General features: G+C 58.2%; 22 protein-coding genes. 14 read left to right on the forward strand and 8 right to left on the reverse strand.

Translation table 11 applies throughout. The features are described 5' to 3' along the window. The first annotated feature begins 74 nt into the window (after positions 1-74). On the forward strand, positions 75-1,070 hold the full coding sequence (locus tag EOI86_RS01405; RefSeq protein WP_161973647.1) for a class I SAM-dependent DNA methyltransferase: 996 nt from the start codon (positions 75-77) through the stop codon (positions 1,068-1,070). A 519-nt stretch (positions 1,071-1,589) separates the two neighbouring features. Here EOI86_RS01405 and EOI86_RS01410 read toward each other — a convergent pair. Continuing rightward, entirely contained in the window at positions 1,590-2,792 is a 1,203-nt protein-coding gene (locus tag EOI86_RS01410; RefSeq protein ID WP_127763365.1) for a phosphoglycerate kinase, read from the reverse strand. Between the two features lie 244 nt (positions 2,793-3,036). Here EOI86_RS01410 and gmd point away from each other — a divergent pair, with 244 nt between their 5' ends. Both gmd and EOI86_RS01420 read left to right on the forward strand, forming a co-directional pair. Then, positions 3,037-4,077 carry a GDP-mannose 4,6-dehydratase gene (gmd, locus tag EOI86_RS01415; RefSeq protein ID WP_127763366.1) on the forward strand — a complete coding sequence of 347 codons (1,041 nt, stop codon included), beginning with the start codon at positions 3,037-3,039 and terminating at the stop codon, positions 4,075-4,077. Next, complete coding sequence (locus EOI86_RS01420; protein ID WP_476702841.1) at positions 4,074-5,033, forward strand: GDP-L-fucose synthase family protein; 960 nt, start codon at positions 4,074-4,076, stop codon at positions 5,031-5,033. The genes gmd and EOI86_RS01420 overlap by 4 nt, the downstream gene beginning before the upstream one ends. Before the next feature lie 11 nt (positions 5,034-5,044). Here EOI86_RS01420 and EOI86_RS01425 read toward each other — a convergent pair whose 3' ends face one another. The 4 genes from EOI86_RS01425 to EOI86_RS01440 all read right to left on the reverse strand — a co-directional run bounded on the left by EOI86_RS01425 (position 5,045) and on the right by EOI86_RS01440 (position 8,336). Continuing rightward, positions 5,045-5,986, reverse strand: a complete 942-nt coding sequence (locus EOI86_RS01425) for a DMT family transporter (protein ID WP_127763367.1) — start codon at positions 5,984-5,986, stop codon at positions 5,045-5,047. Positions 5,987-6,096: 110 nt separating this feature from the next. Next, positions 6,097-7,101 carry a zinc-dependent alcohol dehydrogenase family protein gene (locus EOI86_RS01430; RefSeq protein WP_127763368.1) on the reverse strand — a complete coding sequence of 335 codons (1,005 nt, stop codon included), beginning with the start codon at positions 7,099-7,101 and terminating at the stop codon, positions 6,097-6,099. Positions 7,102-7,215: 114 nt separating this feature from the next. Next, positions 7,216-7,716, reverse strand: coding sequence for a GNAT family N-acetyltransferase (locus EOI86_RS01435; RefSeq protein WP_127763369.1), 501 nt, complete (start codon positions 7,714-7,716; stop codon positions 7,216-7,218). Next, on the reverse strand, positions 7,713-8,336 hold the full coding sequence (locus EOI86_RS01440) for a TetR/AcrR family transcriptional regulator (protein ID WP_161973648.1): 624 nt from the start codon (positions 8,334-8,336) through the stop codon (positions 7,713-7,715). Before EOI86_RS01440 ends, EOI86_RS01435 begins: the two co-directional genes overlap by 4 nt. 227 nt (positions 8,337-8,563) lie before the next feature. On the opposite strand from EOI86_RS01440, the gene EOI86_RS01445 reads away from it, so the two are divergent. Then, positions 8,564-9,391: a universal stress protein gene (locus EOI86_RS01445; RefSeq protein WP_127763371.1), complete on the forward strand. Its 828-nt coding sequence runs from the start codon at positions 8,564-8,566 to the stop codon at positions 9,389-9,391. 27 nt (positions 9,392-9,418) lie between these two features. Here the strand turns inward: EOI86_RS01445 and EOI86_RS01450 are convergent, their stop codons facing one another. Then, positions 9,419-10,906: a M48 family metalloprotease gene (locus EOI86_RS01450; RefSeq protein ID WP_127763372.1), complete on the reverse strand. Its 1,488-nt coding sequence runs from the start codon at positions 10,904-10,906 to the stop codon at positions 9,419-9,421. A gap of 407 nt (positions 10,907-11,313) precedes the next feature. On the opposite strand from EOI86_RS01450, the gene EOI86_RS01455 reads away from it, so the two are divergent. Together EOI86_RS01455 and EOI86_RS01460 are read left to right on the forward strand one after the other, a co-directional pair. Beyond that, positions 11,314-12,186: an OmpA family protein gene (locus EOI86_RS01455; RefSeq protein ID WP_127763373.1), complete on the forward strand. Its 873-nt coding sequence runs from the start codon at positions 11,314-11,316 to the stop codon at positions 12,184-12,186. Positions 12,187-12,516: 330 nt separating this feature from the next. Beyond that, the gene (locus EOI86_RS01460; RefSeq protein WP_476702842.1) at positions 12,517-12,720 is read left to right on the forward strand and encodes a YqaE/Pmp3 family membrane protein; all 204 of its coding nucleotides are present in this window, start codon (positions 12,517-12,519) and stop codon (positions 12,718-12,720) included. A gap of 60 nt (positions 12,721-12,780) precedes the next feature. Here EOI86_RS01460 and EOI86_RS01465 read toward each other — a convergent pair whose 3' ends face one another. After that, positions 12,781-13,911: a CobW family GTP-binding protein gene (locus tag EOI86_RS01465; protein ID WP_127763375.1), complete on the reverse strand. Its 1,131-nt coding sequence runs from the start codon at positions 13,909-13,911 to the stop codon at positions 12,781-12,783. 131 nt (positions 13,912-14,042) lie between these two features. Here EOI86_RS01465 and EOI86_RS01470 point away from each other — a divergent pair, with 131 nt between their 5' ends. The 3 genes from EOI86_RS01470 (at position 14,043) to EOI86_RS01480 (ending at position 17,058) form a co-directional block, all read left to right on the forward strand. Beyond that, on the forward strand, positions 14,043-15,437 hold the full coding sequence (locus tag EOI86_RS01470) for an amidase (protein ID WP_240035545.1): 1,395 nt from the start codon (positions 14,043-14,045) through the stop codon (positions 15,435-15,437). A gap of 172 nt (positions 15,438-15,609) precedes the next feature. Further along, positions 15,610-16,068 carry a MaoC family dehydratase gene (locus EOI86_RS01475; protein WP_127763376.1) on the forward strand — a complete coding sequence of 153 codons (459 nt, stop codon included), beginning with the start codon at positions 15,610-15,612 and terminating at the stop codon, positions 16,066-16,068. 39 nt (positions 16,069-16,107) lie between these two features. Continuing rightward, positions 16,108-17,058, forward strand: a complete 951-nt coding sequence (locus EOI86_RS01480) for a bifunctional riboflavin kinase/FAD synthetase (RefSeq protein ID WP_127763377.1) — start codon at positions 16,108-16,110, stop codon at positions 17,056-17,058. 25 nt (positions 17,059-17,083) lie between these two features. Here the strand turns inward: EOI86_RS01480 and EOI86_RS01485 are convergent, their stop codons facing one another. Further along, positions 17,084-17,692 carry a 2OG-Fe(II) oxygenase family protein gene (locus EOI86_RS01485; RefSeq protein WP_161973649.1) on the reverse strand — a complete coding sequence of 203 codons (609 nt, stop codon included), beginning with the start codon at positions 17,690-17,692 and terminating at the stop codon, positions 17,084-17,086. A gap of 369 nt (positions 17,693-18,061) precedes the next feature. On the opposite strand from EOI86_RS01485, the gene ileS reads away from it, so the two are divergent. The 5 genes from ileS to EOI86_RS01510 all read left to right on the forward strand — a co-directional run bounded on the left by ileS (position 18,062) and on the right by EOI86_RS01510 (position 24,938). After that, entirely contained in the window at positions 18,062-20,938 is a 2,877-nt protein-coding gene (gene ileS, locus EOI86_RS01490) for an isoleucine--tRNA ligase (protein ID WP_127763379.1), read from the forward strand. Next, complete coding sequence (gene lspA, locus EOI86_RS01495; protein ID WP_240035546.1) at positions 20,935-21,450, forward strand: signal peptidase II; 516 nt, start codon at positions 20,935-20,937, stop codon at positions 21,448-21,450. The genes ileS and lspA overlap by 4 nt, the downstream gene beginning before the upstream one ends. A 72-nt stretch (positions 21,451-21,522) precedes the next feature. Next, positions 21,523-22,080 carry a DUF3035 domain-containing protein gene (locus EOI86_RS01500; protein WP_240035547.1) on the forward strand — a complete coding sequence of 186 codons (558 nt, stop codon included), beginning with the start codon at positions 21,523-21,525 and terminating at the stop codon, positions 22,078-22,080. Between the two features lie 129 nt (positions 22,081-22,209). Further along, positions 22,210-23,589 carry a M16 family metallopeptidase gene (locus tag EOI86_RS01505; protein WP_127763381.1) on the forward strand — a complete coding sequence of 460 codons (1,380 nt, stop codon included), beginning with the start codon at positions 22,210-22,212 and terminating at the stop codon, positions 23,587-23,589. Further along, positions 23,589-24,938 (forward strand): M16 family metallopeptidase, encoded by a 1,350-nt coding sequence (locus EOI86_RS01510; RefSeq protein ID WP_127763382.1) that lies wholly within the window; start codon positions 23,589-23,591, stop codon positions 24,936-24,938. The genes EOI86_RS01505 and EOI86_RS01510 overlap by 1 nt, the downstream gene beginning before the upstream one ends. The last annotated feature ends 50 nt before the right edge of the window (positions 24,939-24,988 follow it).

Here is a 24,988-nt window from a genome sequence, read left to right on the forward strand (position 1 = left end):
TCGACTTAAGGCGTGCAGGCGGTATGATGCGCCGCCCGCAGGGTTTCCGATACGTTTTCAGGGTAGCTCACACGATGACCTCTTCCATCGACAAACTCTATGAAGAGGCCGACCGCCTCTACTACGACAACAAGCTAGATAAAGCGGCGGTGCTTTATAAAAAGATACTTGAGGAAGACCCTGAGCATCAGGCGGCGCTCCATTCGCTCGGGATCATCCACTATGACGAAGACGATTACGGTCCGGCCGTCGAATACATGTTGAAAGCCTTGGCGCAGGATCCGGAGGACATTTATGTCCATTCCAACCTGGGCAAGTCGCTCTACGGTATGGTGCATATGGGGCAAAAGAAGACCGCCAAGCGGATTGCCCGTCAATGGGCGGAAGATTATCCGGACAACCGTATTGCACTACACATGGCGGCAGCTGTCACCGGTGACGAGGTGCCCGACCGGGCGAATGACGACTATGTCGCTCAAACGTTCGACGAGTTTGCTGATACATTCGATTCCAAACTTGAGGAATTGAGCTACAAGGCACCCGAACTTTTGGGCGAAGCCCTGACACGGCATGTCAACGCATCGGACCTTCGTATTCTGGACGCTGGATGTGGGACCGGGCTGTGTGGGCCGTATTTGCGGCCGCTGGCACGGAAACTGGAAGGCATCGACCTGTCGGAAGAGATGCTGGCCCTTGCGAAAAAGCGGAAGCTTTATGATCGGCTCGACAAGGCTGAACTGACGGAGGCTCTGCAAACCCGCAGTAAGCGGTACGACGTCGCGGTGGCCGCCGACGTTCTATGCTATTTCGGCGATCTTTCGGCTATTTTCGGAGCGATGGCGTCGTCCTTGCGGCCCGGAGGACTGTTTGCCTTCACGTTGGAAACGCATGGCAAGGCCAAGGACTACGACCTGGGGATCAGTGGCCGGTACACTCATTCCGCCAAATATGTCCACAAGTCCTTGGCGGGGGCGGGCTTTGACCTGATTGAAGGGGAACAAGGGCAATTGCGGACGGAATATGCGGTTCCCGTCACGGGTTTGGTCATCGTGGCCCGTAAGGGCGACTGACCGCCCTACCGGCAATCAGACTTAAACCAATATGTTCACCAAGCTACCGCGTGGCAGGGGATTGTCGCGATTTTGAGTGTCCGCGGCCGAAATAGCCCGGTTCGCGCGTTGTGTCGTGCGGGACGTATTTGGTTCAGCGGCTGCCTGAGTTGTCTCGGCGGCGCCGGTTTCTTGAAGCGTGCGAAGGAAATTGCGGCTGCTGGCCGGTTGCTGACCGGTCCGGTCGACAGGCGCGGCTTGAGATTGTCCAGCCTGGGTTGGTCCAGCCTGGTTTGGTCCAGCCTGGGGTTGCCCGACTTGAGTACGCGTCGTCAGTAATTGGCGGCTGCCCAATGGGCCGCCTGCACCGATGACGTCCATATTTTATTGCTCCTGCCGAGCCCCTCAGCCTGCAGGTTATCGCGAATTGATTAAAAGAATGTAAATAAAATTTTACATAAATTTTTGCCGACGGCGGAAACGAAAGCGGCGGACTTCCCCGTTGGGAAGCCCGCCGCAGAATCCGTTCTGTTGATTTCTCTAGTTGGCGGCAGCAGCCTCCAAGGCTGCGACGCCCGGCAATTCACGGCCTTCCATCCATTCCAGGAAAGCGCCGCCTGCCGTCGAGACATAGGTGAAATCGTCGACGACCCCGGCATGGTTCAGCGCCGCGACCGTGTCGCCACCGCCGGCGATTGAAACCAGTGACCCGGCCTTGGTCAGGCGGGCGGCCGTTTGAGCAAGCGCCACTGTACCCTGGTCGAAGGGCTTGATTTCGAACGCGCCCATCGGCCCGTTCCAAACGAGTGTCCTGCAGCTTTCGAGCTTGGCCGAGAGTTCCACGGCGCTCGCCGGGCCAACATCCAGGATCATCTGATCTTCCGGTACGGCATCGATGGGGACGACTTCGGCATCGTCCGTCGGCGCGAATTCTGGGGCGATCGAGGCGTCCGTCGGCAACGCGATCGTGCAGCCGGCTGCTTCTGCGCGGACGATGATTTCCCGCGCCGTCTGGGCAAGGTCGGCCTCGCACAAGCTTTTTCCGACCGAAACGCCCTTTGCCAGCAGGAACGTGTTCGCCATGCCGCCACCGATAATCAGTACATCGACGCGGCTGACCAGGTTTTCCAGGACCTTCAGTTTTGAGGAGACTTTTGCGCCGCCGACGATCGCGGCGACGGGCCGCTGCGGGCTGCCGAGGGCCGCGTCCAGCGCTTCCAGTTCCGCCTGCATGTTCCGGCCTGCTGCCGCCGGCAGAAGTTTCGCCAGTGCGTGGGTGGAGGCATGGGCCCTGTGCGCAGCTGAGAATGCGTCGTTCACGTAGACGTCGCCAAGGGCTGCCAGTTGTTTGGCAAAGCCTGTGTCGTCCTCTTCCTCACCCGGATGGAACCGTAAATTTTCCAGCAATGTGACACCACCGGGCCCCGCCTTTGCGATTGCCTCGGACGCAGACTCCCCGACGCAATCCTCCGCGAATGTAACATCGCGGCCCAGGATCGACTGCAAGGCCTCGGTCACGGGGCGAAGGGACATGGACCCGACCTTCTTGCCTTTCGGTCGCCCAAAGTGAGACATCAGGACAACCGACGCACCTTTTTCCAGAAGGTCCCGCACTGTCGGCACCAGCCGATCGATGCGTGTCGTATCGGAAACCTTGTTCCCGTCCATGGGAACATTGAGGTCGCCGCGGACCAGAACCACTTTTCCGCTGACCGATAGATCGTCCAAGGTTTTGAAAGCCATGCGAACTCCATTGGTTTGGCAAATCGAATTTCAGTGCCGGGACCGCAAATCGCTTCCGACGGCGTTCGCATAGCCGAAGACAGCCTGTTCTTCCAGCACTACATATGCCGTTCGCGTCCGGCGCCCTTACTATCCATATACTATTCATTTGCCCCACTGTTGGGGCGAAATGTTGGCGTGCCGCTTGCTTGACCCGGTAGGCGGCCCAGCGTAACACCAGCCGACACCATGCAATGAGGGTGATATGAAGCGCGCGTTGATCACCGGCGTTACCGGTCAGGACGGATCTTATCTGGCCGAATTCCTGTTATCCAAGGGCTATGAGGTTCATGGTCTGATCCGGCGCGCATCGACCTTCAATACCGACAGGATCGACCATCTTTATCAAGATCCGCACGAATCGGATGCTCGGCTGTTCCTGCATTATGGGGACCTGTCCGACTCAACCGGTATACGGCGGGTGATCGGGAAGGTGCAGCCGGACGAGGTGTATAACCTCGGTGCGCAAAGCCATGTGCGCGTCAGCTTCGATCAGCCGGAATATACCGCCGACATCGTGGCGACGGGGACCCTTCGCCTGCTGGATGCGATCCGCGATTACATCAAGGAAAAGGATGCCCAGGTGCGCGTCTACCAGGCGGGCAGTTCGGAAATGTTCGGCGCCGCGCCTGCGCCGCAATCGGAAGCAACGCCCTTCTACCCGCGCAGCCCGTACGCCGTAGGGAAGGTTGCCGCCCATTGGTATGGCGTGAACTATCGGGAAGCCTACGGAATGTTCGTTTCGAACGGCATTCTGTTCAACCATGAAAGCCCCCGCCGCGGCGAGACTTTCGTGACGCGTAAAATTACTCGGGCGCTGGGCCGCATCAAGCATGGCCTGCAAGACAAACTGTTTCTCGGCAACTTGGATGCGAAACGCGACTGGGGCTTTGCCGGCGACTATGTCGAGGCGATGTGGTTGATGTTGCAGGCGGACGCGCCGGACGACTTTGTCGTTGCGACCGGCGAAACCTATTCCGTGCGCGACTTCCTGCAGACGGCGTTCTCCTATGCCGGGCTCGACTGGGAAAGCCATGTTGAGTTCGATGCTCGTTACCTGCGGCCTACCGAGGTCGACCTTCTGCTCGGCGATGCCTCCAAGGCGCAACAACGGCTCGATTGGAAGCCGAAAGTCTCCTTCCAGCAACTGGTTGAGATGATGGTGGACTACGATATGGATCTCGCCGCCCAGGAACGCACATTGTCCGATGCGGGACACAAGGTTCCCTCCCGGAAATTCGGTTGATCGGTCGGATGGAAAAGGACGCGCGTATATATGTCGCGGGTCACCGCGGCCTGGTCGGGGGGGCAATCCTACGCCGGCTGAGACAGGAAGGGTTCCAGAATCTGATCACGCGGACCCACGGCGAACTGGACCTGACACGTCAGGATGGGGTGGAAGCCTTTTTCGTGGATCAGACGCCGGATTATGTCTTCCTTGCCGCGGCCAAGGTCGGTGGGATCGTCGCCAATGACAGCTATTCGGGCGAGTTTATCCGTGACAATCTGCTGATTCAGACGAATGTCATCGACGCGGCTTACCGCAACGGTGTCCGCAAGCTGGTCTTTTTGGGGTCGACATGCATCTACCCGAAATTCGCGGAACAGCCGATGCGCGAAGACGCGCTGCTGACCGGGAAGTTGGAACCGACGAATAGTGCCTATGCTGTCGCCAAAATCGCCGGCATCGAGATGTGCCAGGCCTATGCGAAACAATATGGCTTCAACAGTCTGTGCCTGATGCCGACGAACTTATATGGTCCCGGCGACAACTTTGACTTGGAAAAAAGCCACGTCATCCCGGCGCTGATGCGAAAAGCGCATGAGGCGAAAATCCTGGGTGACGCCTCCATGACGGTGTGGGGCACGGGAACCCCTCGGCGGGAATTCCTGCATGTCGACGACATGGCGGACGCCACTCTCTATTGCATGCAGAACGTCGATGGATCGACAGGCGAGTTGTTGAATGTGGGGGTCGGTCAGGAATTGACCATCCGCGAGCTGGTGGAAACCGTATGCGATGTGGTCGGTTTCGAAGGGGAATTGATTTTCGATTCCAGCAAGCCGGACGGTACGCCACGCAAACTGGTGGATGTCAGCCTACTCCGCGATCGTGGTTGGACGGCCCGTATCCCTTTTCGCGACGGTCTGGCGGAAACCTACCGCTGGTATGTCGAAGAGGGCGGCGCGCTCAGGGCCTGACCCGAAACGGATCAGGCCTTCGAGCGGCGTTTGATCATCCCTACTATTTCTTCCCAGAACACTTCCGCGGCAACACACCCGGTAACGGCCAGAATGGCGAGGCCTTGGGCGAGGGTGATCGGCTCGTTTAGAATCCAGACTGCCAGAATTGCGGCGATAACGGGCTTCAGGAAGAACATGTAATTCGCGCGTCCGGTATCGGGCACAAGCGCCAGTCCGCCCAGCCAAAGCACGAAACCAATAGTGGTATTCCACACGCCCAGCGTGATGATCGCAAGCGCGTTGTCCATGGGGCGATCGAACAAAGTCGCCGGGTCGACCCAGATGCCCCAAACCAGACCGACAAAGGGCCACAGGACGAAAAAGCCCAGGGCAAAGGTATAGGTCGTCATGCGGATCGCGCCGTATTTCACGAAGAACGGTTTGGACAAAACGATATAGATCGCGCCCAACGCGCCGCAGCTCAATGCCAGGAACATGCCGATCACCGAAGCATCGGCAAGAACTTGGCTTAGGTAGCCGTCGGTGATCAGGAATATCACACCGGCCAGCGCACCCAGACCACTGATCAATTTCGGGGTCGAAATCGGGACCTTGTTCACGATGCGGTTCACGACGACAACGATGATCGGCATGGTCGTAACCAGTGTCGCTACTTGAATGACCGTGGCGTAGTCGAGTGCCCAGTGGAACAGCAATTGCGCCGCCGTCATACCCAGGATCGAAAGCGCTATGATGGGAACTCCATCCTTACGCAGAGGTTCCAAAAGATTACGGGAAGACGGCCAGATCAGGGACACCGTTACCAATCCCATGCCGCCGATCATAAAGCGCCAAACCGTCAATTCCGGGCCGACGACGCCGGTCAGCTTGGCGACAAATTCGCTGGAGGCATGGCCGCAGACACCCGCCAAGAGCATGAGATACGCCCAATAGAGTGCTGATCGTTTCATAGGCTCGTTCACGGCGTGCTCCCCGGGGGTGAGTTTATTGTGGACATGGAAAAGCCACGTCCTTCTTATCGTTGAAACCTATCCTTTAGGACGTCAACGTGCGAACGGGGTTACAGGGAAATAGTGATTTTCCCGAAATGCCCGGCCCGTTCCATGTGGTGAAAGGCTTCCCGGGCTTCGTTGAGTGGGAATGTCCTGTCTATCACCGGGCGGATTTCATGTGCTTCGAATGCGCGAAGCATGGAACGGAACATCTGCCGCGAGCCGACATAGATCCCTGTCATGCGGACGGATTTTCGCATCAGTAGTGTCGGGTCGATCCGATCCATCGTCAGAATACCGATCAAGGCAATATGTCCACCGACGCGCACCGCACCTGCCGAACGGGCCAATGTGCCGCCGCCGCCGACCTCGACTACATGGTCGGCGCCGATGCCGCCGGTGATTTCCATGACGGCGTCCTGCCACTCGGGCGTCTCGCGGTAGTTGATGCAATGGTCTGCGCCCATCGACCGAACGCGTGCCAGTTTCTCGTCGCTGCTGGAAGTTTGGATCACGGTCGCGCCATGCATCTTGGCAATCTGTAAAGCGAAGATGGATACGCCGCCGGTTCCCAACAGCAGCACCGTCTCACCGGCGCGGAGTTTCCCTTCCTCAACCAAGGACCGCCAGGCGGTGAGGGCCGCGCAGGGCAAAGTGGCGGCTTCCTCGAAGCTCATATAATCCGGTATCGCTACCAGACCGCGTTCGGGGAGGACGACTTCCTCTGCAAGGACGCCGTCTGTGGCGCCGCCAAGCGCGCTTGCCATCACGGCAGCACTGATGCCGCCGCTGTCCCAATTCCGGAAGAAAGTGCTGGCGACACGGTCGCCCGTTTTCCATTCGGTAACGCCTGGTCCGGTTGCGATCACTTCGCCGGCCCCATCCGAATTGGGAATACGGGGATAGGGGATACCGCGCGGTTCAGGGTCCAGGATTGTCGAGAGGTCACGGAAGTTGATGCTATTGGCGCGCATCCGTACCAGAACTTCACCCGGCCCGGGTTCTGGTGTGGGCCGGTCGGCCAGGTTCAACGCGTCGATGCCGTCGGGACTGACAATCTCAAAAGCCTTCATGTCTATCACCACCCAATTCCATGTTTCCAAGTTTGCCGGGATAATGAAGGGACAATGGGTCTTTGACCACTGCTGATCGGGGTGAGGTCGAGGCCGCTCAGGGTGGGTTTCCGTTTAACTCTTCGCCCACCAATCGTATCGCAGACCGGTGACCGGGGTGCCGTAGGTGTTGTCGGCGGCAAGCGTCTCGGTCAGACGATAGCCATGTTTTTCATAGAGCCGGCAGGCGGAGTCCAACCCTTTGAAAGTGAACAGATAGACACGCCTGTGCCCAGCTCCGCGGACAAAATCCATGGCCCGCGATAACAGGCCGTTGCCGATGCCTTGGCCGTGAACAGTCGGGTCCAGTATGAACCAGCGCAGTTGGGCGTCTTCTGTTCCGCTGCCGTCGATGCAGACCGATCCGACAATTCTTCCTTCCCGTTTGGCGACAAGGAATAAGTCCTTTTCCGGGTTTATCCGGGCCGCGAACTCCCCCAATCCGTCCTCAAGGTATTTCTTGAAGGCGGGTCCGAATTGCCAATTGGGACCGTAGTAGTTCATGTGCAACGCGATGATGCGTTCGACCGCACCGGGCTCGAAACCCGAATATTCCGTTTCCTCCAACATGATCATGATGCCTCTAGATCGGGTGTTCTTGGTGTTTGGGTTGGTTCCGCGGATGCGGCGGCAACGAGGTTGGCCGCTAGCCCTTCGGCAAACGCTCCGTCCAAGGGGGCATGGCCGGCCAAAAGCCGCATCCAGATTGCGCCGATCAACATGTCCGACAGAAGGTCAATATCCGCGCTTAGAGGGATTTCACCCCGGTTGCGTGCTCGGTCGAACAAGTCGGTCGTTATGATCCGGCGTTCATCAAAGAACACGGCGCGAAAATCCATGACGGATTCGTCGCTGCCCTGGGCTTCTACGATCAGGCCGCTCAGCAATGCTGCGGCGGGCCCAGACGTGTAGGCGGTGAACAAACTGCGAAGCATCGCGGCTATGTCGGATTGGAGGGCCCCTGTGTTCGGCGCGATTTTGCTGCTGGGAGCAAGTTGTTCATAAATCGCGGCGGCAAGGTGCGATTTGGTTGGCCACCAGCGATAAACAGTCTGTTTCCCCACACCGGCCGCTTTGGCGATCGCTTCGATGCTGGTCCTTGAATACCCATTGGTTCCAAATAGCCGCTCGGCCGCTGCCAAGACGGCTTGGGTGCTGGCTTCCGACCTTGGTCGGCCGCGGACGATGTTCATCATTTCCCTCCGCATCTTGTGCTTTTGGATCATTCAAAGGCACGGCATATATTTAAATACGAGACGAACCGTATTATAAAAAATAGTTTTTTGCCGTTGATGCAAGTCAAATGTGTAACCACCTTTTAAGCCTAGGGTAGTGACAACGATAAAGGGGGCTGCACGCATCGGAATATCGGAATTTCGTACGGCGCGCGCAGACCCGGGGCAGATAGAAACGGAGACCGTCCATGAACCTCACCTCAATCTTGGTATATGTTGACAATACGTCGAGGTCGGAACGAAGCCTCGCCGTTGCTGCGAAACTTGCGCAGGAGCATGACGCTCACCTGATCGGCTTGGCTGTTCGCCCGCCGGTCGCCATCCCGACCTATGCGTCGGTGCATGTGCCCCAGGAAGTTTTCGAGATGTATGAAAAGGACCTGGATGAGCAGATGTCAGCGGCGAAGGCCCAGTTCGAGCATGCCGTTGAATTGGCAGGCTGGCAGTCCCGTTCCGAATGGGCGACCGCGCGGGGCGATATCGGTGTCGCATTGTGCACCGAAGGGCGCGCCGTCGACTTGATCATCATGGGTCAGGAAAACGAAGACGATGACCCGCTGCAATATCGTGGCGTGCCGGATTACGTCATTCTGGAAGCGGGTCGCCCTGTTCTTTTGGTCCCGTATGTCGGCCGTGTCGAGAATTTTGGAAAGCGTGTTGTTGTTGGCTGGAATGCAAGCCGGGAATCCGCGCGGGCTTTGAAAGACGCGCTGCCGTTCCTGAACAAGGCGAGTGACGTCGAGATCATTTGTGTAAATCCGCCGGAAGACGAGGAATTGTTCGGGTCGGATGCAGCGCGTTTTCTTGCACAGCACGGAATCAACGCTCGCGTGTCGCGTGAGATCGCAAAGGATATCACGCCGGAAGACGTAATTTTGAATTCCGTCGCCGATAGCGATGCGGATCTTCTCGTGCTGGGCGCCTATGGCCATTCCCGGATTCGGGAATTAATCCTTGGCGGCGTTTCGAATCATATCCTGAAACGGATGACAGCGACCGTTCTGATGTCACACTAATCTGGCGGCGCGGCGCAGGGCGCCGTGCTAAGCAGCGATGATCTTCAGCAATTGGCCCGGCGACAAATTGTCGTTTGGGCCAAGGTCGTTAAGGACCCGGAACGCGCGCTCATTAAATTTGCCGAACGGCATGGTTTGGGCCAGCGCGGCGGCGGAATCGCCGGGTTGGGCCGGGGCCACGACTAACCGACGACCATGGATCGCGGATGCTTCCGACGGCGAAAGGCGACGAAAGCTATAGGTCGTTCGCCGGAATCCCTCGCTGAACCGCGAAGATGCCCCGGCGGGACTTACAAACAGGAACCTGAATACGGTTTCACCATCCCCCCGGATAGCCACCGGGCGTATGTCGACCTGACCGCCATTGCCGTTGCCTTGGGTCAGGGCAGTCGCTGCGTCGGCGCCGTCTATCCGCAGTTTCTCGGCATCGCTGAATCGTGCCTGCGGTGCCCAAACATTTCGGATATAGGACAGCATGGATCTGTTGCGGTCGGTCTTGGCCATGTCGAACAGAATGATCGCGCCTTGCTGGTGGGTCGCTGCGATCCGTGTCGGGCTGTTTCGCAAAAGGAAATCATCGGGAACTGTGAATTCGAAGCGCAACGGGCCATGGACGAAGGTATTGCCGTCGATAATACCTTGTTCCGGATCGTCGCCGTACAGCATGCCATTGATCGCACCGAGATGCGGGTCGCGGCCAATGATTGCATTGGAGACGTTTACCTCGGCGGCATGCTGCTGCGCCAAGCGAACCCGCTCAACGGTTCTGGGGTGGGTGGCCATGATGTTGAATTCATCGACCGATCCCGGCGGCAGGCCGTTCATCTCCGCTTCCAGCATGGAATGTTCGCGCAGCGTAGCAAGGAAGCTTACGGAGCCGTCCGGATCGTATCCGGCGCGGGACATGTATCGAATGCCAAGGGTATCGGCTTCCAGTTCCTGATCCCGGGAATGACCCTGAATGGCTAGGCCGGCAACTTGGCCCAAGGCGTTGGTGACGGCGGTGTTGCCAAGCGCCAGCCCCAACACGCCAATGCCCAGTTGCGCCAACTGGGATTGGCTGATGCGTTCGGCTGTATGGCGCGCATTCACATGGCCCAACTCATGCGCCAGAACCCCGGCAACCTCAGCTTCGTTCGACGCCAAGGAAAGCAGGCCGCGGGACAGATAGACAAAGCCGCCGGGCAAGGCGAAAGCGTTGATGATCGGGGAGTTCACGATGGTGAACTTATAGGGGAACTGATACTCAGTGAATTGGGCGGCTTTGAATCCGATCTGCTCGACATAGCGTTGCAATCGCGGATCGTCATATTCTCCGCCAAATTGTTTCACTAATTTGGGATGTTCTTGGCGACCAAGCGCGATGTCATCCTCGATTGAGTAGAAGCCTGTGAAGGTGTTGCGGCCCGTTGCTCTGTTGGTCGAAAGGCAACCGGTCAACGAGGCAGCACACGCACAGCCGCCGCCCAATAGAAAATGCCGACGGCTTAGTCGCGGTTGTTGCATATTTTCCATCTCAGCCCGCCTCGTTATGACCTGTGTGTCTTTTCATTTAATTGCCGCGTCAGGAAATCAAAAGGGACGATGTGGACCGATTTCAAGGCTTTCCCAAAACGCAAATTGCAATGGTCGACTATATTTGCAATTTGCAAATCATATCGCGAAAAAGTGTTACCGATTGGTACGTAGTCCGTCCAATAGTTTAATCTCACTAAATTAGAATGATATGTCCGACATTATTCTAAGAGGCTGTTTTAAAATGAATTTCCCATTTTCTGGGCCATCGGATTCAAAACCGGCACAGTCTGGCACAAAACTTGTTCGTTGAGAGGGTAACAAAGACGGTGTTTGTATGGTCGGGTAGCACGTCGTTCGGTTAGAGCGACCATCTTAATACAGCCACAAATAGAACAGGAAGTGTCATGAAAAGCTATCTGAAGAGCACCACTGCACTCGCTTTTGCCGCCGCGTTGCTTACAGGCTGCGCGGTCAGCAGCTTACCTGATATCAAGGCTTCAACCCCGTCGGGTAGCGCATTCGACGTCGCCTTGCACAAGGAATATGTGAAGCTTGCCGAAATGGAAGCTGCCGAATACGACTGGGCCGATGCTGATACGTTCACGGTTCGGGCTCGGTCGGTCCTGGAAGGCAACTCGCCGCAGCCGGAAGAGATTTCCGCGCGCGATCTTCCGGAAAAATCCATTCGGGTGTTGACGGCATCCCGTGAACGCTTGATGGCCGCGCTGGCCGCTGGGGGCCGTGAAGCCTCGCCGGAACACGCTGCCGGGGCGCAAGGCGGTTTCGATTGCTGGATGCAGGAGCAGGAAGAAGACCTGCAGCCGGATGATATCGAAGCTTGCAAGAAGGCGTTCATTTTCCATATCGAAAAGCTTGAAGCTGCCCTGCAGCCAGAAGTCGCCGCTGCCGCGCCGCCGAAGCCGGTCGCGCCGCCGCCGCCGCTTCCGAAGCCGGTCACTATCCTCTTCGACTTCGACAGCGCCGAACTGACGCCGTCCGAATCCGCGAAGATCGACCAGGCGATCGCAGCGTTCGACAAGGGACAGGCCGTTGTTCTGCGTCTTGCCGGACACACAGATACCCGTGGCGATGCCGAGTATAACCAGAAGCTTTCCGAAGCGCGTGTGGACGCTGTGTTCGCGGCGTTGGCTGCGAAGGGCTTCAATCTTTCGAAAATCCGGACGACGGCTTTGGGTGAAGACCTCCCGGCCGTACCGACCGGCGACAATGTGAAGGAACAGAATAACCGTCGCGTTGTTATCAGTTTCGGGCGGTAACGTCCGAGAAGAGCTTCGAGCGGTTTCCGCTCGAGGGCTTGGTCCCCACGGCGCTCACGCCTCCCGTACCCCCCAGTGGTCGCCGTGGGGATCCATACCTAGCAGACCGGCTGGAAACAGCCGACGATGGCATCGTCCCCGTGGCACTTCACGCCTCCCGTACCCCCCCAGTGAGTGTCATGGGGACGATCCATACCTCCCTACAAAATAGGCGTTTGATCTGCGGTCCCTTGGGGCCGCATTTTCATGCCCGGGTCTGTCGCTTTTTTGCGAAGCGCTTTACGATGCCGTGATGTTGGGCCTTCAGGCCGTTGCGAAGGAGAGAATCCAATGATCCGACTGTTAATCGCCCTTATCCTGCCTTGGCTAACCTTCTTCACCATCGGCAAGCCGTTCCAGGGAATCATTTGCCTTATCCTCCAGCTCACCGTGATCGGATGGGTCCCCGCGGCGATTTGGGCGGTGTATGCGCTCAGCCAATACAATACCGATAAAAAAATCCGCGAAGCTGGGATGGGATCTCTCGATCAGTAGGCGTGGCGGTATGGTTGGCCGCGTGTCGGACGCGTGCCCGGCCACTCAAGATGGTTTGGTTTAGGACGCCGTCTCCCGGTCTTGCGCCGAGGCGTTCAGAAATGCGTGGAGCATTTCTTCGACCGGTTGTTTCGATATCGACCGCGTTATCATCACGATCTTCGATGTGTGATCGTCCGTCGCCCATCCAGGCAGGACGGCCGGCGGATGGAAGACGTGTTGCACACCATGGATGGCAACGGGGCCGTCGGCCTGGACGACGTTCAAGATGCCCTTGATCCGGAGCAGGTTGCCGCCATGCACCGAAATCAATGCTTCGATCCATTCCACGAAAGCGTCCCAGTCGATGGGTTTTCCATAAGAGATGCAGAAACTGCGGATCTGGTCGTCGTGTCGGTTCACGTCGTGATGATGGTCATGCCCGCCATCGTGATGATGATCCCCGTGGTGATGGTGCCCGTGGTGATGGTGCCCCTGATGGTCTTCCGCATAGGCTTCTTCCTTTAACCAGCGTTCGACATCGGGCGTTTTGGTCGCCGGGTCGTACAGCCCGGCATCGAACAGGACCTGAGGGTCCACGTCCCCGTGGCTGACGGCTAGGATACGCGCCGCGGGGTTTAAGGCACGTAGGCGTTCATCCAGCCGGTCCGGATTTGGTCCCTGCATCATGTCTGTTTTCGTAAGCAGAATGCGGTCGGCGACGGCGGCCTGTTTTACCGATTCAGGGTTGGTGTCCAATTGCAGCGCACCGTTGACGGCGTCTACCGTCGTGATCACGCCGTCCAACCGATAGCGCGTGGAAATCACAGGGTCGGTCATCAAGGTGTGCAATATGGGGGCGGGATCTGCCAGGCCCGTGGTCTCGATGACCAACCGTTTGAATGGGGGAATTTCGCCCTTCCAGCGGCGCCGGATCAGATTCCGTAAAGTTTCGATCAAGTCGCCACGGATCGTGCAGCACAGGCAACCGGAATCCATGACGACCATGTCTTCGGAACTTTGCTCGACCAATAAATGGTCAAGGCCGACTTCACCGAATTCGTTAATGACGACTGCCGTTTCATCCATGTCGGGGTGCTTAAGAAGCGCTTTCAACAAAGTCGTCTTACCGCTTCCGAGGAACCCCGTGAGGACGCTGACCGGTAGGCGCTCCTGCCCGTCGTCGGTTGTGGTTTGTTGCGTGTCCGTCATCCTACCCTCGGCTTTGCCTTGATCCTTTTCCCTAAACCAGGATATCGGTTGGACCAAGGTCTTCGATGGCCCCATTGTACGAAAGCAATAAACAATCGCAGAACAGATGTCTTTTGCCGGGAGGGCGTACCGTGACCGATCTGATTTCCATGACTGCCGTAGAGGCTATGCAGAGCCTCAACAAGGGCGAGACGAAACCGGCCGATTTCGTAGACGCGGCCTATGACCGGATCGCCAGGGTCGATGGGCCGGTCAACGCCATGGTCACCCTTTGTCCGGACCGCGCCAAAGCGGCGGCGAATAAGCCGGGCCTGAAGGCCACGCTGCTTGGTGGGCTGCCCGTGGCGGTAAAGGACCTGAACGATGTGGAAGGGGTGCGGACCACCTATGGCTCCCCGATCTTCGCCGACCATGTACCGGACCGGTCTGACATCATGGTGGAGCGGATCGAAGAACGCGGCGGGATAACGATCGGAAAATCCAACACGCCGGAATTCGGCGCCGGCGCGAACACGTTCAATGAGGTCTTCGGAAAAACTAGAAACCCTTGGAACACGGCCATGACCTGCGGCGGCTCCTCCGGTGGGTCTGCCGTCGCCCTTGCAACCGGCATGACATGGCTTGCGACGGGGTCTGATCTGGGTGGCTCCCTGCGCACGCCCGCCAGCTTTTGCAACGTGGTCGGTTTCCGGCCCAGCCCCGGGACGGTGGCGCGGTCTTCATCGACGATGCCATTTGACTGTCTCAGCGTTCAGGGACCGATGGCGCGCACGGTGGAGGATGTCGCCCTGTTCTTGGATGTGATGACAGGTAATCATATTGAAGATCCGATTTCGCGACCGGCGCCGGCAACAAGTTACTTGGAGCAGGTTCGCAAACCGCGTGGGCCGAAGCGCGTGGCGCTTTCCCCCAATCTCGGCTTCCTGAAGGTCGACCCTCGGGTTACCGACGTGATTTCCGGCGCGGCCGGGGTTTTTGCCGATATGGGGGCGACGGTCGAGGAAGCCTGTCCCGACCTGACCGACACGCCTGATATTTTCCAGACCATGCGGGCCGAGTTTTTCGTTGCCGGACATGCATCCGATCTGGACGAACACCGGGACCAATTGAAGTCGGATGTGATCTGGAACATCGAAAAAGGCATGGCGCTGACCGCCGATGAGATCGGCAGGGCGGAGCGCGCACGCGCCGCCTTGTATGCGCGGGTTGCCGCCTTTTTCGGGGAATACGACCTGTTGGCATGTGCGACGGCGATCGTGCCGCCATTCGATGTGGATCAACGCTATGTCGAAGAGGTGGACGGTCATCGATTCGACAATTACATCGATTGGCTGGCGATGTGCTATGCAATCACATGCACCTCCTGTCCGGCGATTTCCGTGCCTTGTGGCTTCACTGATGACGGACTTCCGATCGGTATTCAACTGGTCGGGCGTCCGCGTGGCGACGGGGAACTGCTTGGGATGGCACATCTTTTCCAGCAGGCGTCCGGCATCTCGACCAAGCCGATCGATCCGAAGGGCTGAACGTGGCCATTTCGTCTGCTGCGCTACTTTGCTGCGGCTGCGAAGGCTGCTTGCCTGCCTAAGGCGTGGCGGCTATCGTCACGGCCGGCCGAAGCGCCGGGATACCAACGACAGAATGGTGGCATGGGCCGCCGATAGGGCGGGAAAAGCTCGTAAAAAGGAGTGGGAATTCATGGACAGCGCAAGGCTGCATGAAGATCTGAACGGATATTTTTTCGAAGATCTTAGTGTTGGAATGTCCGCCGTTTTTGCGAAGACGATTACCGAAGCTGATATCGTTCTGTTTTCCGGCGTTACCGGCGATATGAACCCGGTCCATGTGAACCAGGAATTCGCCGAGGGAACCATCTTCAAGGGCCGTATTGCCCATGGTATGTTGACGGCCAGCCTGATCTCGACCGTTTTGGGAACCAAGATGCCCGGTCCCGGCTGCATCTATCTTAGCCAGGACCTTCGCTTCCTGGCGCCGGTTCGCGCCGGCGATACGGTGGAGGCGCGCGCGGTTATCACAGAATTGGTCCCGGAAAAGAAACGTCTGATCTGCAAAACTACTGCGCGTGTCGGCGATACCATCGTCTGTGACGGGCAGGCCAAGATGATGGTTCGTGCCCGGGCGGAGCTTCGGACGTAGCCCGACCCAGAGTCGAACGCTGCATTCCGGCACAACATCATGCGCATCCTTCACCACGTTTCCGAAACACCGGACGATCTGAAGTCCGGCGTCGTCGTTCTGGGCAATTTCGACGGTGTTCACCGTGGCCATCAGGATGTGATCGGTCGTGCTGCGGAAGTTGCGCAGGCGGCCAACGCACCGTTGTTGGTGATGACCTTCGAACCCCATCCCCGCCGTTATTTCGCGCCGGGTGAACCACCCTTCCGGCTCACGGACCTGCGAAACAAAGCGCACCATTTGGCGGCACTGGGGGTCGATGCGCTGGTCGTACTCAGCTTCAATGCGGATCTGGCCAGCATGACGGCGGATGCCTTCGTCGATGACATTCTGGTTGGTGGACTGGGGGCCAGACATATCGTTGTGGGCTACGACTTTTGCTTCGGCAAAGGCCGGGCGGGTACCCCCGATCTGATCCGCGACCGTGGCGGCATTACCGTCACCACGATCGATCCTCGGGCGACGCATGACGGGATCATCTATTCATCGACCCGGATCCGCGATCTGCTGCGCCGGGGCAATCCGGGTCAGGCTGCTGCGCTGCTGGGCCGGCCTTTCGAGATCGAAGGAAGGGTCGAAAAAGGCCAGCAATTGGGCCGGACGATAGGCTTTCCGACAGCGAACCTGGACCTTGGCGAGTACGTTCGTCCGGCGGTCGGTATCTACGCCGTGCGTTGCGGCGTCGAAACGCAGGATCAATCCGCGGTTACCTGGTATGACGGGGCGGGCTATTACGGGAACCGTCCGACCGTGGATGGGACGGGTGAACTTTTCGAAGCCTTCCTATTCGACTTCAAAGGCGATCTCTACGGCCATTATCTGCGGGTCGCGCTGATAGAGTTCATCCGACCCGACAGGAAGTTCGACGGTTTGGATGGTTTGCAAAAGCAAATTCAGCACGATTGCGCCGTGGCGAGGCGCATCCTTCAAACCCGCGCCGCCGGGGGGTAGGCGCTACGATCCCCGACGCCTTTGCCTACTTGAACGGCGGGCCCACTATCCAGGTGACCAGCGCGCAACGTGTGCCCTTGGTCACGGGTGTCACCCGGTGAATATGGTTGGCTGGGAACATCACCAGGGTGCCGCGTTCCTTCGGCGCAGTTACTGGAATACCGGTCATATTGATTTCCAGATCACCCCCTTCATACTCGTTCGGGTGGCTCATCTGGAACGTGATGGCCAGCTTGCGTCGAGGTCTGTCGGGGGCATTCGCGTCAATATGCCAATTGTAATGGCCCTTTTCATTGCCTTCGTAGGTCACGTGGTACAGGGGTTCGTCGATACCGGTAATGTCGAACTGGAAATGGCGCGCGTTTAGCTCCGAAATGACATCCAGAATCCGCTGATAGGCCCACTGCATCTCTTTGTTGGGGGGAAGGTGACGCACAAAGCTGAGGTTGCCATCGGGGTCAACCTTGTTGTCGAGACCGACAACCACTCGGCGGGACTCGCGATGCAAGGCCGCTTGCTGAATGCGATCCATCTCTTCATCGGAAAATAAACCCTGGCGGCTGACAAAGGCTTCGGGCAAGCGGCCTGGAATCGGCGGGGTCGGTGGAATCGGGATGATGTATAAAGGGCGCATAGGCATCTCCAGAATCGCTTTGCTCTTGCTGACACGAGCGGTTCTAACCTTCGCCTTCCGGCCTGTCTACAACCGGCCGGGTGCGGCTTTGCCTTTTAGGCGTTCCGCGCTTGACCCCGTATGGTGTGAAAACTAGGATCGCGCGCCACGAAACAAGGCTGATACAATGCTGCCCATGTTGCCGACAGCAAATCGGATCATTCGTCGAATTATCGGCCCGGCCCTGACGATATGACAGGAGCCGGGACAGGCGCGTTGCAACTGCGACTGTGACGAAAGCGGGGCCATGGGCCCCTACGAACAAGATCGAACATTATCCATTGTGACTGGAGAAGGGCTTGCCGAAAGCCCACTCAGGACGGAACTGGAATGACTGAAAACACTTCTTCCGCGCCCGACTACCGGGACACCATCGCGCTGCCGAAAACCGATTTTCCGATGCGAGGCGGGTTGCCGACCAAGGAACCCGAACTGCTGGAACGCTGGGCGCGCATCGATTTGTGGCGGCAACTCCGCGAAAGCTCGAAGGGCCGTGAAAAATTCATCCTGCATGACGGCCCTCCCTATGCGAACGGGCATCTTCATATCGGCCACGCGCTGAACAAGATCCTAAAGGACATCATCAACAAGTCGCAGCAGATGCTGGGTAAGGACGCGAACTATGTCCCCGGCTGGGACTGCCATGGCCTGCCCATTGAATGGAAGATCGAAGAACAGTATCGCGCCGCCGGGCAGGATAAAGACGATGTTCCGATCGTCGAGTTCCGGAAGGAATGTCGCGAATTCGCCGACAAGTGGATCGACATCCAGCGGTCTGAGTTCAAGCGTTTGGGCGTGCTGGGCGATTGGGATAACCCCTACACCACCATGGCCTATGGGGCGGAAGCGCAGATCGTCTCCGAACTGGGCAAGTTCCTGATGAATGGCGCGCTCTATAAAGGCTCCAAGCCGGTCTTGTGGTCGGTGGTTGAAAAGACTGCCCTGGCCGAGGCCGAGGTCGAATACCAGGAACACAAGTCGACGATGATCTGGGTGAAATTCCCGGTCGTTGCCGCGGCCGTGCCTGAATTGGAAGGGGCAACGGTTGTCATCTGGACGACCACGCCATGGACGATTCCGGGCAACCGCGCCGTCGCCGCGCATCGTGACTTTGATTATGTGGTTATGGAAGTCACCGACATTGCCGAGAACTCCAAGGCGGTCGTTGGCGAACGCCTGGTGGTCGCCAAGGCGCTTCAGGAAGCGGTCTGCGAAAAGGCGGGCATCATCGGCAATACCGTTGTCGCGACCCTGAAGGGTGAGCAAGTGATCGGTACGAAATGCGCCCATCCCTGGCGTGGTTATGCGGATGCGAACGGTGGGTTCGAATACGACTGCCCGGTCCTGGATGCGGAATTCGTCACCGACGATGCCGGTACCGGCTTCGTCCATATCGCGCCGGGTCATGGTGCCGATGACTGGGCGCTCGGCATGGCGAACGAATTGGAAATCCCGCAGACGGTGGGCGAGGACGGTGTGTTCTACGACCATGTTCCGCTGCTGGCGGGCAAGGCGGTGCTGACGTCGGAAGGCAAGGAAGGCGATGCCAACGCGACAGTACTTCGGAATCTGGCCATCGCCGGCAAGCTTCTGGCCAAGGGGAATCTGAAGCACTCCTATCCACATTCCTGGCGGTCGAAGGCGCCGCTGATTTTCCGGAATACGGCGCAATGGTTCATCTCCATGAAGACGAACGATCTGCGGACGAAAGCGTTGCAGGCGATCGAAGATACGGCTTTCTACCCGAAAGGGGGCAAGAACCGGCTCTACTCGATGATCGAGAACCGGCCGGATTGGGTCATCTCCCGCCAGCGCGCCTGGGGCGTGCCGATTCCGGTTTTCGTTTCCAAGGAAACGGGCGAACCCCTGCGTGATCAGCAGGTGGTAGATCGTATCGTGGAGGCATTCCGGGAAGAGGGCGCGGATGCGTGGTTCAGCTCCGACCCTTCCCGTTTCTTGGGGAACACGCATAATCCGGACGATTTCGAGCAGGTGATGGATGTTGTCGACGTTTGGTTCGACAGCGGCTCCACCCATGCCTTCGTGCTGGAACAGCGGGAAGACCTGCAATGGCCGGCCTCTCTCTACCTTGAGGGGACCGATCAGCATCGCGGATGGTTCCACTCGTCACTTCTCGAATCCTGCGGAACGCGCGGCCGTGCGCCCTATGAGGCGGTGCTGACACACGGTTTCATCATGGCCGAGGACGGAACCAAAATGTCCAAGTCCAAGGGCAACCAGGTCGTGCCGCAGGAAGTGAACGACAAATACGGTGCGGATATCCTGCGCCTGTGGGTGGTGTTTGAAGATTACTACAACGATCTGCGCGTCGGCGAAGGCACGTTGAAGCAGTTGACCGACTACTACCGTCGCTTCCGGAACACGTTGCGCTGGCTGCTCGGAAACCTGTCCGGTCACGATCCGTCGGAACGGATGCCGTTGGATCAGATGCCTGAACTGGAACGGCTGATGCTGCACCGGCTTTGGGAATTGGACGGGATCGTCCGAAAATCCGTTGCGGCGTACGACTTCCACCGTGCGTTCCGTGAGTTGCATGATTTCTGCGCCATCGACCTCAGCGCATTCTATTTCGATATCCGCAAGGACAGCCTGTATTGCGACCCTGCAGACGATGTGAAACGGCGTGCAAGTCTTGTCGTGCTTGAGGAGTTGTTCTCCTGCCTAACCGCATGGCTTGCGCCGATTTTGAGCTTCACGGCAGAGGAAGCCTGGCTGTCCCGCACCGGGGATGCTGACGACAATTCCGTACATCTGCGCGTCTTTCCGGACGTTCCCGCAGAATGGTCGGCGCCGGCGGTGGCGGAGAAATGGGCTTCGGTCCGGCAGATTCGTCGCGCCGTTCTCGGCGCGCTGGAAATCGAACGGGCGGAAAAGCGCATCGGGGCGAGCTTGCAGTCGGCCCCGTTGGTGACGATTCCAGCGGATATGTTGGCCCAGGTATCGGATGTTGATTTGGCTGAGGTCTGCATTACTTCCGGGTTGACGGTTCAAGCCGGTGAAATCCCGGACGGCGCCTTCACCTTGGTAGAGGTTCCCGGAATCGGTGTTTCCCCGCAATTGGCGGATGGCCAGAAGTGCGAACGCTGCTGGCGCGTGCTGCCGGATGTTGGCAAGCATGACAATGCGCCAGGGACATGCGGCAGATGCGCGGACGCTGTGCGCAATCTTCCGACGGCGGCCGAATGACGCGAACCGACATGCCTGAAACAGCCGCTGGCAGCCGGTCCTTGGTCGGCCTCGGATTGGTAATCTGCGGCGTTACGATCATTCTGGATCAGATCAGCAAATGGGTGTTTCTGGACATCGTGCAGTCCGCCAACGGGACGATTGAGGTTACCGGTTTCTTCAACCTAGTCATGGTCTGGAACCGCGGGGTCAGCTTTGGGATGTTCTCCGACCACGCGGAACTGGGGCGATGGGGCCTGTCCGGTTTGGCCTTGGCGATCACGATCGGTCTATTCTTTTGGCTCCGCAAGGTGGGGCACTGGATGCTGGCCATGGCACTTGGCCTCGTCATGGGCGGCGCGGTTGGAAATGTTATCGACCGTGTCCGGTTCGGCGCGGTGTTCGATTTCCTCGATTTGCATGCAGCCGGGTACCATTGGCCCGCTTTCAACGTGGCGGATTCCGCCATTGTCGTTGGGGTTGGATTGATCCTGCTGGATGGTTTATTAAATAACACGGACAAAGCGGCGTAGTATCCGCTGCAACGGCGTCGGGACGAAGACAAACCTATGGTTCGAATTTCCAGGAAGATTGGCGTTTGTGCTGTGATCGCGGCATCTGTGCTTTTGGCCGGGTGTGAGTCCAATCTGGGAAACCTTTTCGGATACCAGCGCGGCGGCCCCGACGAATTCTCTGTCGTGAAACGCGCGCCCTTGACCCTGCCGCCGGATTTCGGCCTTCGGGCGCCCGATCCCAATGCGGATGAATTGAACCGGGTCACACCGCGGGCTACGGCCCGGGCTTCCCTGATCGGCAATGATTTGACGCCTCGGCAGCAGCAACGCTTGGTGCGTGAGAAAGTCGCCCAGGGCAGCAGCCCCGGTGAAATCGCCTTGCTGGCGAAGGCGAACGCTTTGAATGCCGATCCGGAAATCCGGCAAATAGTGGATGACGAAAGCGCGTCGCTTGCCCGTGAAAACGAAAGCTTCGTGGATGATCTGCTGTTCTGGAAGGAAGACAAGCTTCCGGGCGATGTCGTCGATCCGGAGGGTGAATCCAAGCGTTTGCAGGAAAACTCCAGCCTTGGTCGCCCGGTGACGGAAGGCCAAACGCCGACGATCACCACGCAGACGGAAGAACCGCTCTTCAAGTGGCCGTTCTAGGTCCAGGCCACGTCGGGAAGCCGCTTTCCTCTTCCGAACCAAAACTTTTCTTATTCCTTAGCGCTTCGGTTCTGCCTCACCCTCCCTATATAGGAAGGGGTGCCACCGAACGAGGAAGATGTGATCCGAATGCGAATCCCTGTCTATCTGGCCGCCTTCACGGCGCTATTGGTGCTTTCCATCACGGTTCGAGATGCCGACGCCCGCGTTTTCGACCCTGAAACGGCGACCCTCTCAAACGGCATGCAGGTCGTGGTCGTTTCCAAGCGCAGTGCCCCGGTTATCACGCATATGGTCTGGTACAAGGTCGGTGCGATGGACGAACCGCAGGGTAAGTCGGGTTTGGCGCATTTTTTCGAACATTTGATGTTCAAGGGAACTGAGAAGGTTCCAGCCGGTCAGTTCTCTGAAATCGTCGCTAAAAACGGCGGCCAGGACAACGCTTTTACCAGTTCCGACTACACGGCCTATTATCAGGCGATTGCCGCGGATCGGCTGGAATTGGTGATGAAACTTGAATCCGACCGGATGAGGAACCTCAAACTCGATCCGAAGGAGATCGAGACCGAGCGCCAGGTTATCTTGGAAGAGCGTCGATCGAGAACCGAAAATCGCCCAGGGGCTCGTTTGGCGGAACAGGCGGATGCCGCCTTCTTTATGAACCACCCCTATGGCCGGCCGGTCATCGGCTGGGCGCATGAAATTCGCGACCTGACGCATGACGATATCAAGGGTTTCTACGACCGTTGGTACGCGCCCAATAACGCGGTTCTGGTCGTGGTCGGCGATGTTGATATGGCCGATGTCCTGCCGCTGGCAGAAAAATACTACGGCAGTCTGCCGGTTCGGGACGTTCCCGACCCGGTTGCTTGGCGTGAGCCCCCACATCAGGCGGATGGGACGGTGGTGCTCCACGACCGTGATGTGACTCAGCCGTCATGGAGCAAACGTTACTTGGCGCCCAGCTACCTCTATGGTGCGACGGAATATGCCTATCCGTTGCAGGTCCTTGCCGAGGTCTTGAGCGGCGGCTCGACAAGCCGCCTCTACAGTTCGCTGGTCGTACAGGACAAAGTCGCGGCTTCGGCCGGGGCCTGGTACTCGGCGGATAGCCGGGGTCCCGCGACGCTGGGTTTTTATGTCTCTCCGGCGCCGGGTAAGTCGTTGGACGACGCTGCGTCGGCCATGGAGGCCAAGATCGCCGACATCCTAAGTGACGGTGTGACGGAAGATGAGGTTGAACGCGCCATCGTCCGTCTGACCGATGCGGCTGAATTGGCGAAAGACAGTTTTCAGGGCATCGCGCGCACTTTGGGTGCCGCCGTCACTATTGGGCGTAGCGCCCAGGATGTGGAAGCCTGGCCTGACCGTATCGCCGCGGTGACGATAGATCAGGTGAATGAAGCGATGCGCCATGTTTTGACGGACCAGGGCGCCCTGGTTTCCAAACTGTTGCCGGCGGAAACGTCGACACAGGAAGGCGAGACAACGGGTAAGGGGAAATCTTGATGCGCCGTCTTTCTGCCTATGGTTTGGCACTTGTCAGCGTCCTCTTCCTATGGACCGCACCGGCCAAGGCCATCGACATCCAGGAAGTCGTCAGTCCCGGCGGCATAGCGGCTTGGCTTGTGGAAGACGAAACGGCCGATCTCGTTTCGATGGATTTCCTGTTTCGAGGAGGCGAGTCCCTCGACCCTGCGGGGAAAGAAGGACTGGCTGAACTGGTCTCAAGCGTGTTGGACGAGGGCGCCGGGGATCTCGATAGCCAAGCGTTCCAACGCATATTGAACGATAAATCCATCAATATAAGCTTTGGCGCTGGTCGGGATTCCTTTTCCGGTAGCTTCATGACTTTGAACCGATATCGTGACGAAGCGGTCCGGCTTTTGAAATTGGCGTTGACCGCGCCGCGTTTCGATGAAGATGCGGTGGAACGGATTCGTGGGCAGATATTGATCAACCTGAAGCGTCGGGAAACCAGCCCGAACGCGAAAGCCGGAAAAGCCTTGGTCAAAGCCCTCTATGGCGACGACCCCTATGGCCGTCCGGGCGGCGGCACGATTGATGGTGTCCAGGCGGTCACGATTTCGGATATGCGGAATTTCGTCACCAAGACATTGACCCGGGACCGGCTGGTCGTCGGCGTGGTCGGGAAGATCACGGCGGAAGAACTGAGGCCGATGCTGGATGAAGTCTTCGGCGGCTTGCCGGAAAAGGGCGACGTGCCGGTTCTGCCGCCGGTGGCGGCTTCGTCGGAAGGCGGCGTCATCGTGATTGAGCAGGATGTGCCCCAAAGCGTCGTTGCCATGGCTCAGCCCGTCGAAATCGATCGCCATGACCCGGACTATTACGCGGCCTATTTGGTCACCCATATTCTGGGTGGCGGCGGTTTCTCATCCCGGTTGACGGAAGAGGTGCGCGAAAAGCGCGGGTTGGCCTATTCAACCTATGCGTCTTTACATGACACAAAGCGGTCCTCGCTTCTTATGGCAGGCGTTTCCACGCGAAACGATGCGGTGGCGGAATCCGTGGAAATCATCCAGCGCGAATGGGCCAAGATCCGGGATGAGGGCGTAACGGCTGAAGAGTTGGAAAACGCGAAAACCTATCTGACCGGGTCCTATCCTTTGCGTTTTACGACGACCGGGCAAATCGCCGGAGCGCTGACGGGTATTCAGTATTACGACCTGGGTATCGACTATATCGACAAGCGGAACGGTTATCTGGAAGCCGTGACTTTGGATCAGGCCAATCGGGTTGCGAAAGAATTGTTCGATCCGGCGGCCTTGACGATTGTTGTCGTTGGGAAACCCGCGAACCTTGCCGCTACGCGCCCTGCACCGGATATCGGCGGCTAAATCTCAACCTTCAGTGTGATGACGGCTACTTGAACGGCCTAGTCAGGTGG

The sequence above is a fragment of the Hwanghaeella grinnelliae genome (assembly GCF_004005845.1).
Classification (GTDB): domain Bacteria; phylum Pseudomonadota; class Alphaproteobacteria; order UBA8366; family Aestuariispiraceae; genus Hwanghaeella; species Hwanghaeella grinnelliae.

Excerpts from the sequence above, each read along its gene's own strand:
- EOI86_RS01405 (WP_161973647.1), top strand. The coding sequence starts at position 75 with ATGACCTCTTCCATCGACAAACTCTATGAAGAGGCCGACCGCCTCTAC.
- EOI86_RS01410 (WP_127763365.1), bottom strand. The coding sequence starts at position 2,792 with ATGGCTTTCAAAACCTTGGACGATCTATCGGTCAGCGGAAAAGTGGTT.
- gmd (WP_127763366.1), top strand. The coding sequence starts at position 3,037 with ATGAAGCGCGCGTTGATCACCGGCGTTACCGGTCAGGACGGATCTTAT.
- EOI86_RS01425 (WP_127763367.1), bottom strand. The coding sequence starts at position 5,986 with ATGAAACGATCAGCACTCTATTGGGCGTATCTCATGCTCTTGGCGGGT.
- EOI86_RS01430 (WP_127763368.1), bottom strand. The coding sequence starts at position 7,101 with ATGAAGGCTTTTGAGATTGTCAGTCCCGACGGCATCGACGCGTTGAAC.
- EOI86_RS01435 (WP_127763369.1), bottom strand. The coding sequence starts at position 7,716 with ATGATCATGTTGGAGGAAACGGAATATTCGGGTTTCGAGCCCGGTGCG.
- EOI86_RS01440 (WP_161973648.1), bottom strand. The coding sequence starts at position 8,336 with ATGATGAACATCGTCCGCGGCCGACCAAGGTCGGAAGCCAGCACCCAA.
- EOI86_RS01445 (WP_127763371.1), top strand. The coding sequence starts at position 8,564 with ATGAACCTCACCTCAATCTTGGTATATGTTGACAATACGTCGAGGTCG.
- EOI86_RS01450 (WP_127763372.1), bottom strand. The coding sequence starts at position 10,906 with ATGGAAAATATGCAACAACCGCGACTAAGCCGTCGGCATTTTCTATTG.
- EOI86_RS01455 (WP_127763373.1), top strand. The coding sequence starts at position 11,314 with ATGAAAAGCTATCTGAAGAGCACCACTGCACTCGCTTTTGCCGCCGCG.
- EOI86_RS01460 (WP_476702842.1), top strand. The coding sequence starts at position 12,517 with ATGATCCGACTGTTAATCGCCCTTATCCTGCCTTGGCTAACCTTCTTC.
- EOI86_RS01465 (WP_127763375.1), bottom strand. The coding sequence starts at position 13,911 with ATGACGGACACGCAACAAACCACAACCGACGACGGGCAGGAGCGCCTA.
- EOI86_RS01475 (WP_127763376.1), top strand. The coding sequence starts at position 15,610 with ATGGACAGCGCAAGGCTGCATGAAGATCTGAACGGATATTTTTTCGAA.
- EOI86_RS01480 (WP_127763377.1), top strand. The coding sequence starts at position 16,108 with ATGCGCATCCTTCACCACGTTTCCGAAACACCGGACGATCTGAAGTCC.
- EOI86_RS01485 (WP_161973649.1), bottom strand. The coding sequence starts at position 17,692 with ATGCGCCCTTTATACATCATCCCGATTCCACCGACCCCGCCGATTCCA.
- ileS (WP_127763379.1), top strand. The coding sequence starts at position 18,062 with ATGACTGAAAACACTTCTTCCGCGCCCGACTACCGGGACACCATCGCG.
- lspA (WP_240035546.1), top strand. The coding sequence starts at position 20,935 with ATGACGCGAACCGACATGCCTGAAACAGCCGCTGGCAGCCGGTCCTTG.
- EOI86_RS01505 (WP_127763381.1), top strand. The coding sequence starts at position 22,210 with ATGCGAATCCCTGTCTATCTGGCCGCCTTCACGGCGCTATTGGTGCTT.
- EOI86_RS01510 (WP_127763382.1), top strand. The coding sequence starts at position 23,589 with ATGCGCCGTCTTTCTGCCTATGGTTTGGCACTTGTCAGCGTCCTCTTC.